Annotated in this window: 12 protein-coding genes; 6 read left to right on the top strand and 6 right to left on the bottom strand. The window is 73.8% G+C overall.

Annotated features, from left to right (window positions below):
- Positions 1-155 precede the first annotated feature (155 nt).
- The 6 genes from AC07BF_RS07495 to AC07BF_RS07470 all read right to left on the bottom strand — a co-directional run bounded on the left by AC07BF_RS07495 (position 156) and on the right by AC07BF_RS07470 (position 6,258).
- Positions 156-1,439: a sugar ABC transporter permease gene (locus AC07BF_RS07495; protein ID WP_400986812.1), complete on the bottom strand. Its 1,284-nt coding sequence runs from the start codon at positions 1,437-1,439 to the stop codon at positions 156-158.
- Positions 1,436-2,221: an ATP-binding cassette domain-containing protein gene (locus tag AC07BF_RS07490; RefSeq protein ID WP_363587872.1), complete on the bottom strand. Its 786-nt coding sequence runs from the start codon at positions 2,219-2,221 to the stop codon at positions 1,436-1,438. The genes AC07BF_RS07495 and AC07BF_RS07490 overlap by 4 nt, the downstream gene beginning before the upstream one ends.
- A gap of 57 nt (positions 2,222-2,278) precedes the next feature.
- Entirely contained in the window at positions 2,279-3,373 is a 1,095-nt protein-coding gene (locus AC07BF_RS07485; RefSeq protein WP_363587874.1) for a sugar ABC transporter substrate-binding protein, read from the bottom strand.
- 313 nt (positions 3,374-3,686) lie between these two features.
- A complete protein-coding gene (locus AC07BF_RS07480; protein ID WP_363587876.1) occupies positions 3,687-4,061 on the bottom strand; it encodes a hypothetical protein in 375 nt (124 codons plus the stop codon).
- Positions 4,062-4,207: 146 nt separating this feature from the next.
- Complete coding sequence (gene ypfJ / locus AC07BF_RS07475) at positions 4,208-5,104, bottom strand: KPN_02809 family neutral zinc metallopeptidase (protein ID WP_363587878.1); 897 nt, start codon at positions 5,102-5,104, stop codon at positions 4,208-4,210.
- Positions 5,105-5,355: 251 nt separating this feature from the next.
- Positions 5,356-6,258 (bottom strand): EamA family transporter, encoded by a 903-nt coding sequence (locus AC07BF_RS07470; RefSeq protein WP_478333062.1) that lies wholly within the window; start codon positions 6,256-6,258, stop codon positions 5,356-5,358.
- Positions 6,259-6,306: 48 nt separating this feature from the next.
- Between AC07BF_RS07470 and AC07BF_RS07465 the strand changes: the two genes are divergently transcribed.
- From AC07BF_RS07465 to AC07BF_RS07440, 6 genes are all read left to right on the top strand, one after another.
- Positions 6,307-6,879 carry a MarR family winged helix-turn-helix transcriptional regulator gene (locus AC07BF_RS07465; protein WP_400810437.1) on the top strand — a complete coding sequence of 191 codons (573 nt, stop codon included), beginning with the start codon at positions 6,307-6,309 and terminating at the stop codon, positions 6,877-6,879.
- The gene (locus AC07BF_RS07460; protein WP_363587884.1) at positions 6,876-7,415 is read left to right on the top strand and encodes a DUF6328 family protein; all 540 of its coding nucleotides are present in this window, start codon (positions 6,876-6,878) and stop codon (positions 7,413-7,415) included. Before AC07BF_RS07465 ends, AC07BF_RS07460 begins: the two co-directional genes overlap by 4 nt.
- Positions 7,416-7,641: 226 nt before the next feature.
- Complete coding sequence (locus AC07BF_RS07455) at positions 7,642-8,289, top strand: AAA family ATPase (RefSeq protein WP_478333061.1); 648 nt, start codon at positions 7,642-7,644, stop codon at positions 8,287-8,289.
- A gap of 35 nt (positions 8,290-8,324) precedes the next feature.
- Positions 8,325-8,855 (top strand): P-loop nucleotide/nucleoside kinase family protein, encoded by a 531-nt coding sequence (locus AC07BF_RS07450; RefSeq protein ID WP_478333060.1) that lies wholly within the window; start codon positions 8,325-8,327, stop codon positions 8,853-8,855.
- Between the two features lie 65 nt (positions 8,856-8,920).
- The gene (locus AC07BF_RS07445) at positions 8,921-9,109 is read left to right on the top strand and encodes a hypothetical protein (RefSeq protein ID WP_478333059.1); all 189 of its coding nucleotides are present in this window, start codon (positions 8,921-8,923) and stop codon (positions 9,107-9,109) included.
- A 435-nt stretch (positions 9,110-9,544) separates the two neighbouring features.
- Positions 9,545-13,972, top strand: coding sequence for a beta strand repeat-containing protein (locus AC07BF_RS07440; protein ID WP_478333058.1), 4,428 nt, complete (start codon positions 9,545-9,547; stop codon positions 13,970-13,972).
- Positions 13,973-14,084: the final 112 nt, after the last annotated feature.

The following is a 14,084-nucleotide window of genomic DNA, read 5'->3' as shown; positions in this document are numbered from 1 at the left end:
AGCGACCCCATGTCTCCTCCGCCGGCCACCCCCCCCCTCCCCCCCCCCCCCCTCCCCCCCCCCCCCCCCCCCCCCCCCCCCCCCCCCCCCCCCCCCCCCCCCCCCCCCCCCCCCCCCCCAGCCCGGTAGACGCGGGCCCGGGTCTTTCGGCTTGGCTAGGTGCGGGCGGCGGTGGTGCGGGTGCGGCGGGAGAGGGAGTCCAGGACGACGGCGGCGAGCAGGACGGCGCCGGTGATCATGTACTGGATGGCCTGGGCGGCGTGGACCATGTCCAGGCCGGTGGTGATGGACTGGATCACCAGGATGCCCAGCAGCGCGGACCAGGTCTTGCCGCGGCCGCCGAAGAGGCTGGTGCCGCCGATGACGGCGGCGGCGATCGCGCTCATCAGGACGTTGCCGCCGCCCAGTTGCTTGTCGGCGGAGCCCTGCTGGGAGGCGTAGAACAACCCGCCCAGGCCGGCCAGGAACGCGGACAGCATGAAGACGGAGATCCGCACCCGGGCCACGTTGACGCCGGCGCGCCGGGCGGCCTCCACGCCGCCGCCGACCGCGAAGATCTGGCGCCCGTAGGAGGTGCGGCGCAGGACGAAGTCGGTGAGGACGACGACGCCCACCAGCACGACCAGGGGCAGCGGCAGGCCGCGGTCCTGGTTGAGGGCGTAGGCGGTGGCGAGGGTGAGCACGGCCAGGGCGCCGGTGCGCACCACGGTGTCGGCGGTGGGGCGGGCGGTGAGGCCGGCGGCGGTGCGCCGGCGGGCGGTGCGCAGGTGGGCGAGCAGGTAGAGGGCGGGGGCGAGGACCGCCAGGGCCCAGGCGTAGGCGATGTCGCCATCGCCGAGGAAGGTGGTGTCGAGGGTGGCGATGAGGCCGCCGTGGCGGTTGTTGACGGTGCCGAGGTCGCCCAGGACGTACTCCTGCAGGCCGCTCCAGGTGAGCATGCCGGCGAGGGTGACGACGAAGGCGGGGACGCCGACGCGGGCGAAGAAGAGGCCGTGCAGCAGGCCCATGACGGTGGCTGCGGCGAGGGCGGCGAGCACGGCGAGCCATTCGGCGACGCCCTGGCGCACGGCGAGGACGGCGGCGAGGGCGGCGCTGGCGCCGGCGACGGAGCCCAGGGAGAGGTCGATCTCGCCGAGGATGAGGACGAAGACGACGCCCACCGCGATGAGGCCGGGGCCGGCGATGAAGCGGGTGATGTTGGTGAGGTTGTCGGCCTGGAGGAAGTGGCCGGTGACGGACTGGAAGATGACGGCGATCAGGATGAGGCCGACGACGACGGGCAGGGAGCCGAGCTCGCCGGCGGCCAGGCGCCGGCGGGCGGCGTCCAGGTAGCCGGCGGGGCCGGCGGCCCGGGTGTGCAGGCGGGGGTCGGCGCCGGGGGCCACGGGGTCGGCGCCGGGGGCCGCGGGGGTGTCGGCGGGGGTGCTGGGCGTGGTCATGCGGCGTCCTCCTCCTCGGTGTGGCGGGCCTGGCGCCGGGCGTGGGCGTTGTCGGTGGCTCCGGTGATGGCGGAGACGATCTGCTCCTGGGTGGTGCCGGCGACGGGGAAGACGCCGTTGTTGCGGCCCAGCCGCAGGACGGCGACGGTGTCGGCGACGGCCCGCACGTCGGCCATGTTGTGGCTGACGAGGACGACGGCCAGGCCGCGTTCGCGCAGCCGCTCGACGAGGTCGAGGACCTGGGCGGTCTGTTCGACGCCGAGGGCGGCGGTGGGCTCGTCCAGGATGACGAGGGCGGGCTCGCCGACGAGGGCGCGGGCGATGGCGACGACCTGGCGCTGGCCGCCGGAGAGCGCGGCGACGGGGGTGCGCACGTCGGGGATGCGGATGGCGAGGGTGTCGAGGAGTTCGCGGGCGTGCTGCTCCATGGCGACCTCGTCCAGGAGCCCTCGGCGGCGTTTCTCGCGGCCGAGGAACAGGTTCGCGATGACGTCGAGGTTGTCGCACAGGGCGAGGTCCTGGTAGACGGTGGCGATGCCGAGGGCCTGGGCGTCCTGGGGGCGGGTCAGGCGCACGGGCTCGCCGTGCCAGGTGATGGTGCCCTCGTCGACGGGGTGGACGCCCGCGATGGTCTTGACGAGGGTGGACTTGCCGGCGCCGTTGTCTCCGACGAGGGCGAGGACTTCACCGGTGTGCACGTCGAGGCCGACATCGGTGAGGGCCTGGACGGCACCGAAGCGCTTGGAGACCGAGCGCAGCTGGAGGACGGGTGCGCCTGTCACATGAACCTTCTTCTGCGGTGGTGGACTTGGACCCGGGTCGAGCTGGGCGGGGCCGGGCTACTTGAGGCCGGCGGCGGCGCAGGCGGCGGCGTAGTCGGCGGTGCAGATGTCGGAGACCTTGTAGAGGCCGTCGGCGACGACCGTGGTGGCGATGTTGGCCTTGGTGACGACCTTGGCGTCCAGGAACTTGGCGGGGATGGCCTTGTCGGTGGCGCTGTCGACGGTGGCGGTGGCGACGGCCTTGACGTCCTTGCCCTTGAGGAGGGCGACGGCCAGTTCGGCGGCGGAGTCGGCGAGCGGGCGGTAGGCCTTGTAGATGGTGAAGGCCTGGTCGCCGTTGACGATGCGCTGGATCGCGTCGAGGCCGGCGTCCTGGCCGCCGACGGGGACCTTGATGCCGGCGCCCTGGAGCTGGGTGATGATGGCGCCGGCCATGCCGTCGTTGGCGGAGTAGACGGCCTGGAAGCCGTTCTTGCCGAGCTGGGTGACGGCGGCGCCGATCTTCTGGCCGGCGACGGTGGCGTCCCACTGGCCGGACTGCTCGTAGACGATCTTCTTGACCTTGGCGTCGAGGATCTTGTGGGCGCCGGTCTTGAAGTCGGCGGCGTTGGGGTCGGCCTCGTCGCCGTTGATCATGGCGACGTTGGCGTCGGCGGCCTGCGGGCCGAGGGCGTCGACGAGGGCCTGGCCCTGGAGTTCGCCGACCTTCTCGTTGTCGAAGGAGGCGTAGGCGGCGACCGGTCCGGTGGCCAGGCGGTCGTAGGCGACGACCTTGACGCCCTTGGCGGCGGCCTCCTGGACCCAGCCCTGGGTGGACTTGGCGTTGAAGGGGTCCAGGATGATCACCTTCACGCCCTGGGCGAGGAGGGTGTCGAACTGCTGCTTCTGCTTGGCGGCGCTGCCCTCGGCGTTGTTGTACAGGACCTTGCAGTCCGCGCACAGGGCGGCCACCTTGGCCTCGACGAAGGGGCGGTCGAAGGATTCGTAGCGGGTGGAGGAGGCGTTCTCGGGTAGGAGCAGCCCGATGGACTTGCCGTCTCCGGAGGCGGCCGCGTCCTTCTTGTCGCCGCCCGCCTTGCCGCAGGCGGCCATGGACAGGGCCAGTGAGATGCCGGTGGTGGCGATGAGGACGCGACGCAGTGCTGCGTTCATGGGGGTGCCTCTCCCTGACGTCGCCGCGGCTCTGCGGCGGGGTGGGGGGAGTTAAACCTGAACGCGTACATGACGTCAATAAGTAAATTCAGACTGCGGGCGATGCGCCTCTACTCGTTATCTTCATGAACACTGACGGGGAGTTGAAACCTGGAGGAAGCTCCAAATGACGGAACGGCGGCGCCCGTTGCGGGGCCCGCCGTTCAAGAGTCGATCAACCTGTCGGAGTGTCAGGAAGGCGGGGGCGCCCGCCGTCCCCCGTGCGGCGGGCGCCCCCGTGCGGAGGTGGTACCGGTGCGTCAGGAACGACGCGTCAGGGGCGGTCGAGGGTGATCGAGTTGATCGGGCCCAGGTCGTACCAGACGCCGTTCTGCGCCGGGATGTCGTAGACGCAGCTGCCGCCGCCCGAGCCCCGACACAGGTGGGCGTGGGCGCCGCCGGACTGGTTGTTGAGGACCCAGTGGTTGCCGTACTGGTTGCTCAGGTTGTGCGCGCCGTAGCTCCAGTACACCTCGCTCGGGGCCGAGGCCGGGTTCTGGTTCTGCGGGTAGACGCAGACCGCCCCGTACGGACAGCCCGCCCAGGAGCCGTCGGCGGCGCCGGCGCTGCCGGCGCCCAGGGTGGTCAGGGTGGTCAGGGCCGCGGTCGCGAGGGCGAGGGCGGCGACGGCGTGGGTGATCCTGCGCATGGATGGTTCTCCCTTGGCTGGTGAGCGGCCTGACGTGGGGTCCGGCCGGTGCTCAGCAGCCTAGGAACGCGGACGCGGCGGCGGTCCCTGACATCTGACAGGGGCGCGCCGCCGCACTCCGGGAGCCGGTTCGCCGGCTCACCGGGCTAGAGCTTGCCGAAGGTGTCGCACTGGGCGAGGTCGCCGGTGCGGTAACCGGTGGTGAACCAGGTCTTGCGCTGGTCGGAGGAGCCGTGGGTCCAGCTCTCCGGGTTGACCCGGCCGGTGGCCTGCTTCTGGATCCGGTCGTCGCCGACGGCCGCGGCCGCGTCCAGGCCCTGGGCGATGTCCTGGTCGGTGAGGGAGGCGATCAGCGGCCGCCCGGTGGAGGGCTGCGGGGTGGTGGTGGCGTGGTGCGCCCACACCCCGGCGTAGCAGTCGGCCTGGAGTTCCAGCTTCACGGAGGCGCTGTTGGCGCCCTGGCGGTCGCTGCCCACCTTCTGCATGGTGCCGAGGAGGTTCTGGATGTGGTGGCCGTACTCGTGGGCGACGACGTAGGACTCGGCGAAGGGCCCGCCCTTGGCGCCGAAGCGGGCCGAGAGCTCGTTGAAGAAGCCGAGGTCGAAGTAGGCCTTCCGGTCACCGGGGCAGTAGAACGGGCCGACGGCGGAGGTCGCCGGGCCGCAGGCGGTGGAGACCTGACCGGTGAACAGCACCGTCTCGGCGTTGCGGTACGCGGTGCCCGTGCGCTTGGGCAGTTCGGCGCGCCAGAACTCCTGCACGCTGTTGGTGACCGCCACGATCCGGCAGTCCTGGCGCCGGTTGGCGTCCGCGCCGGTCTTGCAGGCCTGCTGCACCTCGCCGGCGGTGTGCGCGCCGCTGGAGGTGGTGGAGCCTCCGCCGGAGGACAGGCCCAGCAACTGGGGGTCCACGCCCAGGACGACCGCGAACAGTACGACGATCAGGCCCACCGCCCCGCCGCCGATGGCGACCTTCCCGCCCGGGATCCCGCGCCGGTCGTCCACCTGCGAGGTGTCGAGGTCGCCCTGGTCGTCGAACTGCATGCCCCTGCCCGCTTCTGTCGTGTTTGTCAGTACTGGTGACGGTCTGTGCCGGTGACGGCCCGCCCAGCCTACGGGCAGCGGGCGCCGGCGCGGCGCAGCGGGGCGCGGGCGCCAGGGGCCGGTCAGGACGGGGCGGGGCCGGGCGGCGACTGCGGCCGTGGCCGTGGCCGTGGCGATCGGGCACCGCTCCCCCGAGGCCGCGCGCGCCGTCCTGGACCATCACCTGGCCCGACTGTTGGACTGTCGGTCCGTCAATTCTTGACGCGGGTCATGGATTTGGCCACGACTGAGGCTTCGGCAGGGCGGGCGGGCCCGCGGGGGCGGCCGAGCAGGACGCCGGCCAGGACCAGGGCCAGCCCGCACACCTGGCGCGCGCCGAGCCCCTCCCCCGCGAGGCCGGCGCCCAGCAGGACGCCGGCGAGCGGGTTGAGCAGGCCGAGCAGCCCGACCGTGCCGGCCGGCAGGTGGCGCAGGCCCGCGAACCAGAGGGCGAAGGCGAGGGCGGTGGCCACCAGGGCGACGTAGCCGAAGGCCGGGAGCGTGCGGGCGTCCATCGCCGGGGGCGCGCCCTCCACGGCGGCGGCCAGGGGCAGCAGCATCAGGCCGCCGGCGGTCAGCTGCCAGGAGGTGACGGCCAGTGGGTCCGCGCCCTCGCGCCAGCGGGCGGCCAGCACGTAGCCGACGCAGGAGACCAGCATCGCCGCCACCGACGCCGCCAGCCCCACCCCGCTGACCGTGCCGCCCGCGCCGAGCAGCGTCAGCGCCACCCCGCCCAGGCCCACCACCGCGCCGACCAGGTGGGCGCGGTGCGGGCGCTGCCCGGCCAGCGCCCAGGCGGTGAGCAGCATCGCCAGCGGGGAGGCGGCCATGACGGTGGCGGCGGTGCTGGTGGGCAGCAGTTGGGAGGCGAGGTAGAGCAGGACGAAGAACACCGCGGCGTTCAGCAGTCCGAGCAGGGCGCTGCGCCACCACCAGGGCCCGTGCGGGCGGCGGCGGGACAGGGCGAGCAGGACCAGTCCGGCGGGCAGGGCGCGCAGGGCCGCGCCCCACAGGGGCCGGTCGGCGGGCAGGTAGGCGTGGGTGACGTAGTAGTTGGCGCCCCAGGCGAGCGGCGCGACCGCGGTCAGCAGCACCCACCGCAGATTGGCTTCCATGGAAGGCAATATACCTTCCCGGGAAGGTACTGGCGGTAGGATGGCCCCATGGAGCACCACCAGCAGCACCCCCGGACGCCCTCCCCGCCGGGCGCGGACGCCGACCACGTGGCGCTGATCCAGGCCCAGTGGCGGCGCGAACGCCCCGACCTCGACGTCTCCCCGCTGGCCGTCATCGGCCGCCTGCACCGCCTCGCCGCCCGGCTGACCGGCGAACTCGCCCTGGTCTACTCCCGCTACGGCCTCGGCGAGGGCGAGTTCGACGTCCTGGCCGCGCTGCGCCGGGCCGGCGCCCCCTACGAGCGGGCCCCCGGGGAGCTCGCCGCCCACACCATGGTCACCACCGGCGCGATGACCAAGCGGATCGACCGCCTCGAACGCGCCGGGCTGGTCACCCGCCGCCTCGCCGAGGGCGACCGGCGCGGGCGCCTCGTCGCCCTCACCGACGCCGGCCTGCGGCTGATCGACGAGGCGTTCACCGCCCACATGCGCAACGAGCACCGCCTGCTCGCCCTCCTGTCCCCCGAGGAGGCCGCCGCCCTGCAGGCCCTCCTCACCGCCTGGCAGCACCGCCTGGACGGCACCGCACCGGGCGGCGGGCCAGCAGAATGTGACGCATGACCAGCACTCCGCCGCCGTCCCAGCCCGAACCCGAGCCCGGACCGCAGCCCCAGCCGCCCCAGCCGTCGCCGTCCGGCAGCCCGGAGAGCCCGGGGGCCCGGGCCGACCGGCGGCTGGTGGAACTGCTGCAGGAGCTGCGGGTGCTGCAGACCGGCGTGCAGATCGTGTTCGCGTTCCTGCTCGGGGTCGCCTTCACCCCGCGCTTCGCCACCCTCACCGACGGCCAGCAGGACGTCTACGTCACCACCCTGCTGCTGGCCGTCATCTCCTCGGCCGTGTTCGCCACCCCGGTGGCGCTGCACCGCGGGCTGTTCCGCCACCCCGGCAAGGCGCGGATCGTCAAGGTCTCCGCCCACATCGCCCAGTTGGGCCTGATGCTGCTCGCCTGCGCGCTCACCGGCGCCGTGCTGCTCGTCCTGGACGTCGTGCTCGGGACCGCCACGGCCCTGGCCATCACCTCCGTCGTCGCGCTGATCTTCGCCGGGCTGTGGTTCGTCCTGCCCTGGGCGGTGCGCCGCCCGCTGCACGACGACTGAACCGGCGCCCGGCGGCCGGCACCACCGGGGACAGTGCGCCCGCTTCCCGTCACCCGCGCCGCACCGGGGGCGGGCGCGGCGCGGGTGACGGACGGGACCGGGCCGGGGCCGGCTGTCGGGCGCCGGGGGCCAGGCGAGGAAGTCCCACATCTCCCTCACCCCTCAGAGCCCGCCCGCCCCCGAAACCGCTTACCGCCCCACCCCGCGCGGCGGGTACCGTGCCCGGATGCACAGCAACGACAACAACGGCAGCGGGAGCGGCAACGGGGACGTCAACGGCAGCGCCCCCACCTGGGACGTCCTGCTGCTCGGCGGCGCCTCCGGCCTCGGCAAGAGCCGCGCCGCCGCCGAACTCGCCCGGCACAGCGGCGCGTTCGTGGTCGAGTTCGACGACGTCGCCGCCGCCCTGCACGCCGCCACCACCGCCGAGGGCCACCCCGGCCTGCACCACTTCGACGGGCTCGACGACCCCGACGCGCTGCCCGCCGACCGCGTCCTGGAACTGCAGATCGCCACCGCCCGCGCCCTGGACGACGCCCTGCTCGGCGTGGTGCGCAACCGCCTCACCGTCGACGTGCCCGCGATCGTCGAAGGCGACTACCTCACCCCGGCCGCCGCCGCCCGCGCCGCCGCCGAGGCCGCCGGACAGGGCCGCGTCGTGCGCGCCGTGTTCCTGCACGAGGGCGACGCGGCCGGCATCAGCGCCAACTACGCCCAGCGGGAACCCGACTGCGGCCCGCAGGAGCGCCGCGCCGCCGTCAGCGCCCGCTACTCCCACTGGCTCGCCGACCAGGCCCGCACCCACCACCTGCCCGTCCTGGACTGCCGCCCCTACCCCACCCTCGCCGACCGCCTGCTCCGCGCCCTGACCTGACCTGACCTGACCTGGCCTGACGAAAGGGGTCCGAGATGCTGATCGTGGTGAGCGGCGGGCCGGGCAGCGGGAAGACGACGCTGGCCCACGCGCTGGCACAGGCCCTCGGCTGCCCGGCGGTGTGCCGGGACGAGCTGAAGGAGGGCCTGGTGCACGCGGGCACCCGGGCCGGGAACCCCGACGAGGCGGTGCGCGCGGCGTTCTTCGACGTCCTGGAGGTCCTGGTGCGCGCGGGGGTGAGCGTGGTGGCGGAGGCCGCGTACCAGGACCGGCTGTGGCGGCCCGGCCTGAGCCCGCTGGCCGAACACGCCGAACTGCGCATCGTGCACTGCCGGGTGGACCCGGCAGTGGCCCGCGCCCGGATCCGCACCCGCCTGACGACGCACCCGCACCGCGCCGCGCACGCCGACCGCACGCTCCTCGCCGCCCCGCCCGGCCCGGGCAACCTGCTGGACGACTTCACCCCGCCGTCCCTGCCGGCGCCGCACCTGTACGTGGACACCACCCACGGCTACCGCCCGCCGCTGGCCGACATCGCCGCCTTCGCCACCGGACCCGGCGACTGACGAACCATCAATTCTCCGGCTGCGAACAGCCCCGGCCGGCCAACTGCGCCGCCACCCTCGGCGCGGTGCGCCGCCGCGGCGCCTTCGTCGCGGTGGCCGGCGGCAGCCGGCCGGCGGGCCGGCGCGGCATCCGCGTGGCCAACGCGTGGATCACCGCCGACGGCCGCCTCACCCTGCGCCTGGCCCGCGCCGCCGACGCCCGCACCCGCCTCGCCGCTGGCGGCCTGCGCGAGCGCCCGGTGCTCGTCCCGTGACCAGGGCCCGCCCCTGCCAAGGCCGTTCGGGAGGCACCGGGTACCGCCCCGGCCCTCCGCCATGCTCGGCGCTCCTCGATCCGGTCGGATCAACTCCTTCTGGCAGAAGGTGAGTTACGCACAACACGGGCGTGCCCAGCGGGTCTCGCGCGCAAGGCGGTCTCGCCGGGCCCACTGCGCCCGACCGTCCGTCGGCGGGTGGAGCCCCAGGGACGGGCGGGGGCCGCCACGATCGCCGCAGTACCGGCCGTCACTCCGACGGCCGCACCTTGACGGCCCGTCCGCTATTGCCGGCCCGTCCCTGTGGGCCGCCGGGATGACTTCCCCCGCGTGCCGAATCGGCCCGGATGGTGTATACGGCATAGTCGTTTCGTCACCTTATGGCGTATTTATGCCGCCATCCACGCGTCCCGTGAACACCCTGGGGAGTCCCCGATGCCCGAAGTCAGACGCCGCTGGGGCTTGGCCCGAGCCTTCGAGGCACCGGGGAGAGCCGCCCCGAATCGGCGCGGCTGGTCCGGAGTACTCGCGGCCGTGCTGATGCTGGCGCCGGTGCCGCTCGTCCCGCTGCTGGCCGCCCCCGCCGCGCACGCGGCTCAGGCGTGCCCGGCGGATGCCGGCTACACCGACTGCCTGTCCTTCGCCTACACCGGAAGCGACCAGGACTTCACCGTCCCCACCGGGGTCTCCTCGATCAGGGCGAAGGCCTGGGGCGCGGGTGCGGCCGCCGACGGCGACACCGCCGCGGCCGGCCGCGAGCACGCGAACCGGCCGGGCGCCGCCGGCGCCTACGCGACCGCGCTGCTGGAAGTGACGGCCGGACAGCGACTGACGGTGGTACCGGGTCAGGGCGGGCGCTCGCACCCCGACGACGCCGCAGACTCCCCGGCGGCCCGCAACGGCGGCGCCTCCACCATCCGGTCGGGCCAGTCCCACACCCCCGCGGACACCCTGCTGGCAGCCGACGGCGGCACGGCCACGAGCGCGACTGAGACCGCGACCGCGAGCGGCGCCGGTGCTGCCGGGGCCGGTCCTGAAGACGGGCCGCAAGGCCTTGCCCCTCACGTGACCGAGCGCCAGTACGTCACCGGGGCGGCCTTCGGCGGCTTCGCGCCGTCCATCACGGACGTCAACGGCGCCGATACCGACGCCAACACCGGCGCCGACGCGGCCAAGGGCGGCGGCCACAGCGGCGACGGCGGCAACGGCCTCGTCGTGCTGGAGTGGAAGGATCCCGGCGCCGGCGCCACGACGGCGAAGGCCGACCCGTCAGCGGCCTCGACGCCCACCGGCCAGAGCAGCGCTCCAGGAGCCCCGTCCCCGGAGACCACGCCGTCCCCGGAGACCACGCCATCCGCAGCGGCCGGACCGGCCGGCCCGAGCAGCGCCGCCCCGCTCGGCCGCTTGCCCCGGGCACCCGGCGACCCCCTGGACTGCACGGGCAACACGATCTACGCCATCCAGCGCGGCTCCTCCACCGCCGCGACCGGCACCCTGCTCGCCCTGGCCGCCGGCACCGTCGGCGGATCCAGCGTGACCGCGACGACGGTCAGCACGCTCCCCGCCGGGTCGGGCTTCACCAACGCCCTCGGAATCACCGACGGCGGCACCGCCGCCTACGTGGTCGACCAGACCCCGACCGTCGCCGGGTCCGTCAACGTGTACGGCTACAACGCGGCCACCGGGGCCTGGACCACCTACACCGGATCCGCCGGCGCCACCACCGACTCCTTCGTCGCCGGCGCGGTGAACCCGGCCAACGGCATCTACTACTACGCCAGCTTCGAACCCGGCACGGCGACCACACCCGGCGTGGCCACCCTCTACGGCTTCAACACCGTCACCAACACCGCGATCCCCGGCGTGATCGCCACGTTCGACCTGCCGGTCACCGGAGCCTCCGGCCCCAACGGCGACATCACCTTCGACGCCGCCGGCAACCTCTACGTCCTCTCCTCCGTCGGCACCGACGCCGCCATCGGTCGGGTGGCCGGGCCGATCCCCACCACGGGGTCGGCCACCGGTGTGCCGCTGACCGACACGGTGCTGAGCACCCTGCCCAACCCGAACGGCAACTCGTTCAACGGGGCGGCCTTCGACAACGCCGGAAACCTCTACATCGAGTTCGCCTCGGGGAGCACCACCTACCTGGAGCAGCTCAACCCGAACACCGGCGCGATCACGGCCGGGCCCACGCCGTACTCCAACAACGCCTTCCTGTCCGTGGACCTCGGCGCCTGCTCCACCAACCCGACCCTGGCCCTGCAGAAGAACATCGTCGGCCGGTTCGCCGAGTCGACCACCTCGAACGACCAGTTCGGCCTGGCGATCACCGGCGGCGGCATCACCCAGGGCAACACCGCCACCACGACCGGCACCAGCACCGGCGTCCAGACACCCCCCGCCGGCCCGGTCATCGCCGTGTCGGGGACCACCTACACGCTGACCGAGACCGCCGCCTCCGGCAGCCTCGCCAACTACACCACCGCCTACGACTGCGTCGACACCGCCAACGGCAACGCCCCGGTCGCCTCGGGCACCGGAGCGACCACCTTCAACCTGCCGTTCCCGCCCACGGTGGAGGGCAAGAACAGCCCGATGGTGCTCTGCACCTTCACCAACACCCCGGTCCCCGCGACGCCCTCGCTCACGATCGTGAAGACCGCGTCCCCGACCACGGTCACCGCCGTCGGGCAGACCGTCGACTACAGCTTCCTGGTCACCAACACCGGCAACGTCACCCTCACCAACGTGACGGTGAACGAGACCGCGTTCTCCGGCACCGGCACCCCACCCGTGATCACCTGCCCGGCAGGCGCGGCCTCCCTCGCCCCCGGCGCGTCCGTGACCTGCACCGCCCCCTACACGGTGACGCAGGCCGACATCAACGCGGGCTCGATCACCAACACTGCGACGGCCACCGGCACACCGCCCACCGGCCCGCCGGTGACCTCACCGCCCTCCAGCGCAACCGTCACCGCGACACCGGCTCCGGCGATCACGATCATGAAGACCGCGTCCCCGACCACGGTTTCGACCGTCGGGCAGGTCGTGGACTACAGCTTCCTGGTGACCAACACCGGCAACGTCACCCTCACCGACGTGACGGTGAACGAGACCGCGTTCTCCGGCACCGGCACCCCGCCCGTGATCACCTGCCCGGCAGGCGCCGCCTCCCTCGCCCCCGGCGCGTCCGTGACCTGCACCGCCCCCTACACGGTGACGCAGGCCGACATCAACGCGGGCTCGATCACCAACACCGCGACGGCCACCGGCACACCGCCCACCGGCCCGCCGGTGACCTCACCGCCCTCCAGCGCAACCGTCACCGCGACGTCCAACCCGGCGCTCACCATCCTGAAGTCGGTGGATGCGACGGAACTGACCGGTGCCGGCCAGGTGCTGCACTACTCCTTCCTGGTGACCAACACCGGGAACGTGACCCTGACCAATGTCACCGTGAACGAGACCGCGTTCTCCGGCACCGGCACCCCGCCCGTGATCACCTGCCCGGCCGGCGCCGCCTCGCTCGCGCCCGGTGCGTCCGTGACCTGCACCGCCAGCTACACCGTCACGCAGGCGGATGTCGACAGTGGGAAGGTCACCAACACGGCGACGGCAACGGGTACCCCGCCCACCGGCCCGCCGGTGACGTCCCCGCCGTCCTCGACCAGCGTCCCGAACACCCCGGCCCCGGCGCTCACCATCGTCAAGTCCGCCTCGCCGACCACGGTTTCGACCGTCGGGCAGGTCGTGGACTACAGCTTCCTGGTGACCAACACCGGGAACGTGACCCTGACCAACGTGACGGTGAACGAGACCGCGTTCTCCGGCACCGGCACCCCGCCCGTGATCACCTGCCCGGCCGGCGCCGCCTCCCTCGCGCCCGGCGCGTCCGTGACCTGCACCGCCAGCTACACCGTCACGCAGGCTGATCTCAACGCCGGCAGCATCACGGACACCGCGACGGCCACCGGCACACCGCCCACCGGCCCCCCGGTGACCTCACCGCCCTCCAGCGCAACCGTCACGACGACCCCCAACCCGGCGCTCACCATCGTCAAGTCGGTGGATGCGACGGAACTGACCGCCGTCGGCCAGGTGCTGCACTACTCCTTCCTGGTGACCAACACCGGCAACGTCACCCTGACCAACGTCACCGTGAACGAGACGGCGTTCTCCGGCAGCGGCACCGCTCCCGTGGTGACCTGCCCGGCGGGCGCGGCCTCGCTCGCACCGGGCGCGTCCGTGACCTGCACCGCCAGCTACACCGTCACGCAGGCCGACCTGGACGGCGGCAAGGTCGCCAACACGGCAACAGCGACGGGCACTCCGCCCACCGGCCCGCCCGCGACGTCCCCGCCGTCCTCGACCAGCGTCCCGAACACCCCGGCCCCGGCGCTCACCGTGGTGAAGTCGGCTTCCCCGACCACGGTCACGGCCGCGGGTCAGACCGTCGACTACAGCTTCCTGGTGACCAACACCGGGAACGTCACACTGACCGACGTGACGGTGAACGAGACGGCGTTCTCCGGCAGCGGCACCCCGCCCGTGATCACCTGCCCGGCAGGCGCCGCCTCGCTCGCACCGGGCGCGTCCGTGACCTGCACCGCCACCTACACCGTCACGCAGGCCGACCTGAACAGCGGGAAGATCACCAATACCTCGACGGCGACGGGCACTCCGCCGTCCGGTCCGCCGGTGACCTCCCCGCCGTCCAGCGCGACGGTGACCGCGAAGCCGCCGCACGGCCACCTGCCGAGCACCGGCGCGAACACCCACCTGGCCGGGCTGGCGGGGAGTCTCCTGCTCCTCGGCGGTGGGCTGGCGCTGGTGACGCGCCGCACCCGTCGTCGCGGCTAGCAACGACGGCTGACGGCGGGGGGGGGGGGGGGGGGGGGGGGGGGGGGGGGGGGGGGGGGGGGGGGGGGGGGGGGGGGGGGGGGGGGGGGGGGGGAGGGGGGGGGGGGGGGGG

Source organism: Kitasatospora sp. NPDC043950 (assembly GCF_056435345.1).
This window is presented reverse-complemented; position numbering and strand designations above follow the sequence as displayed.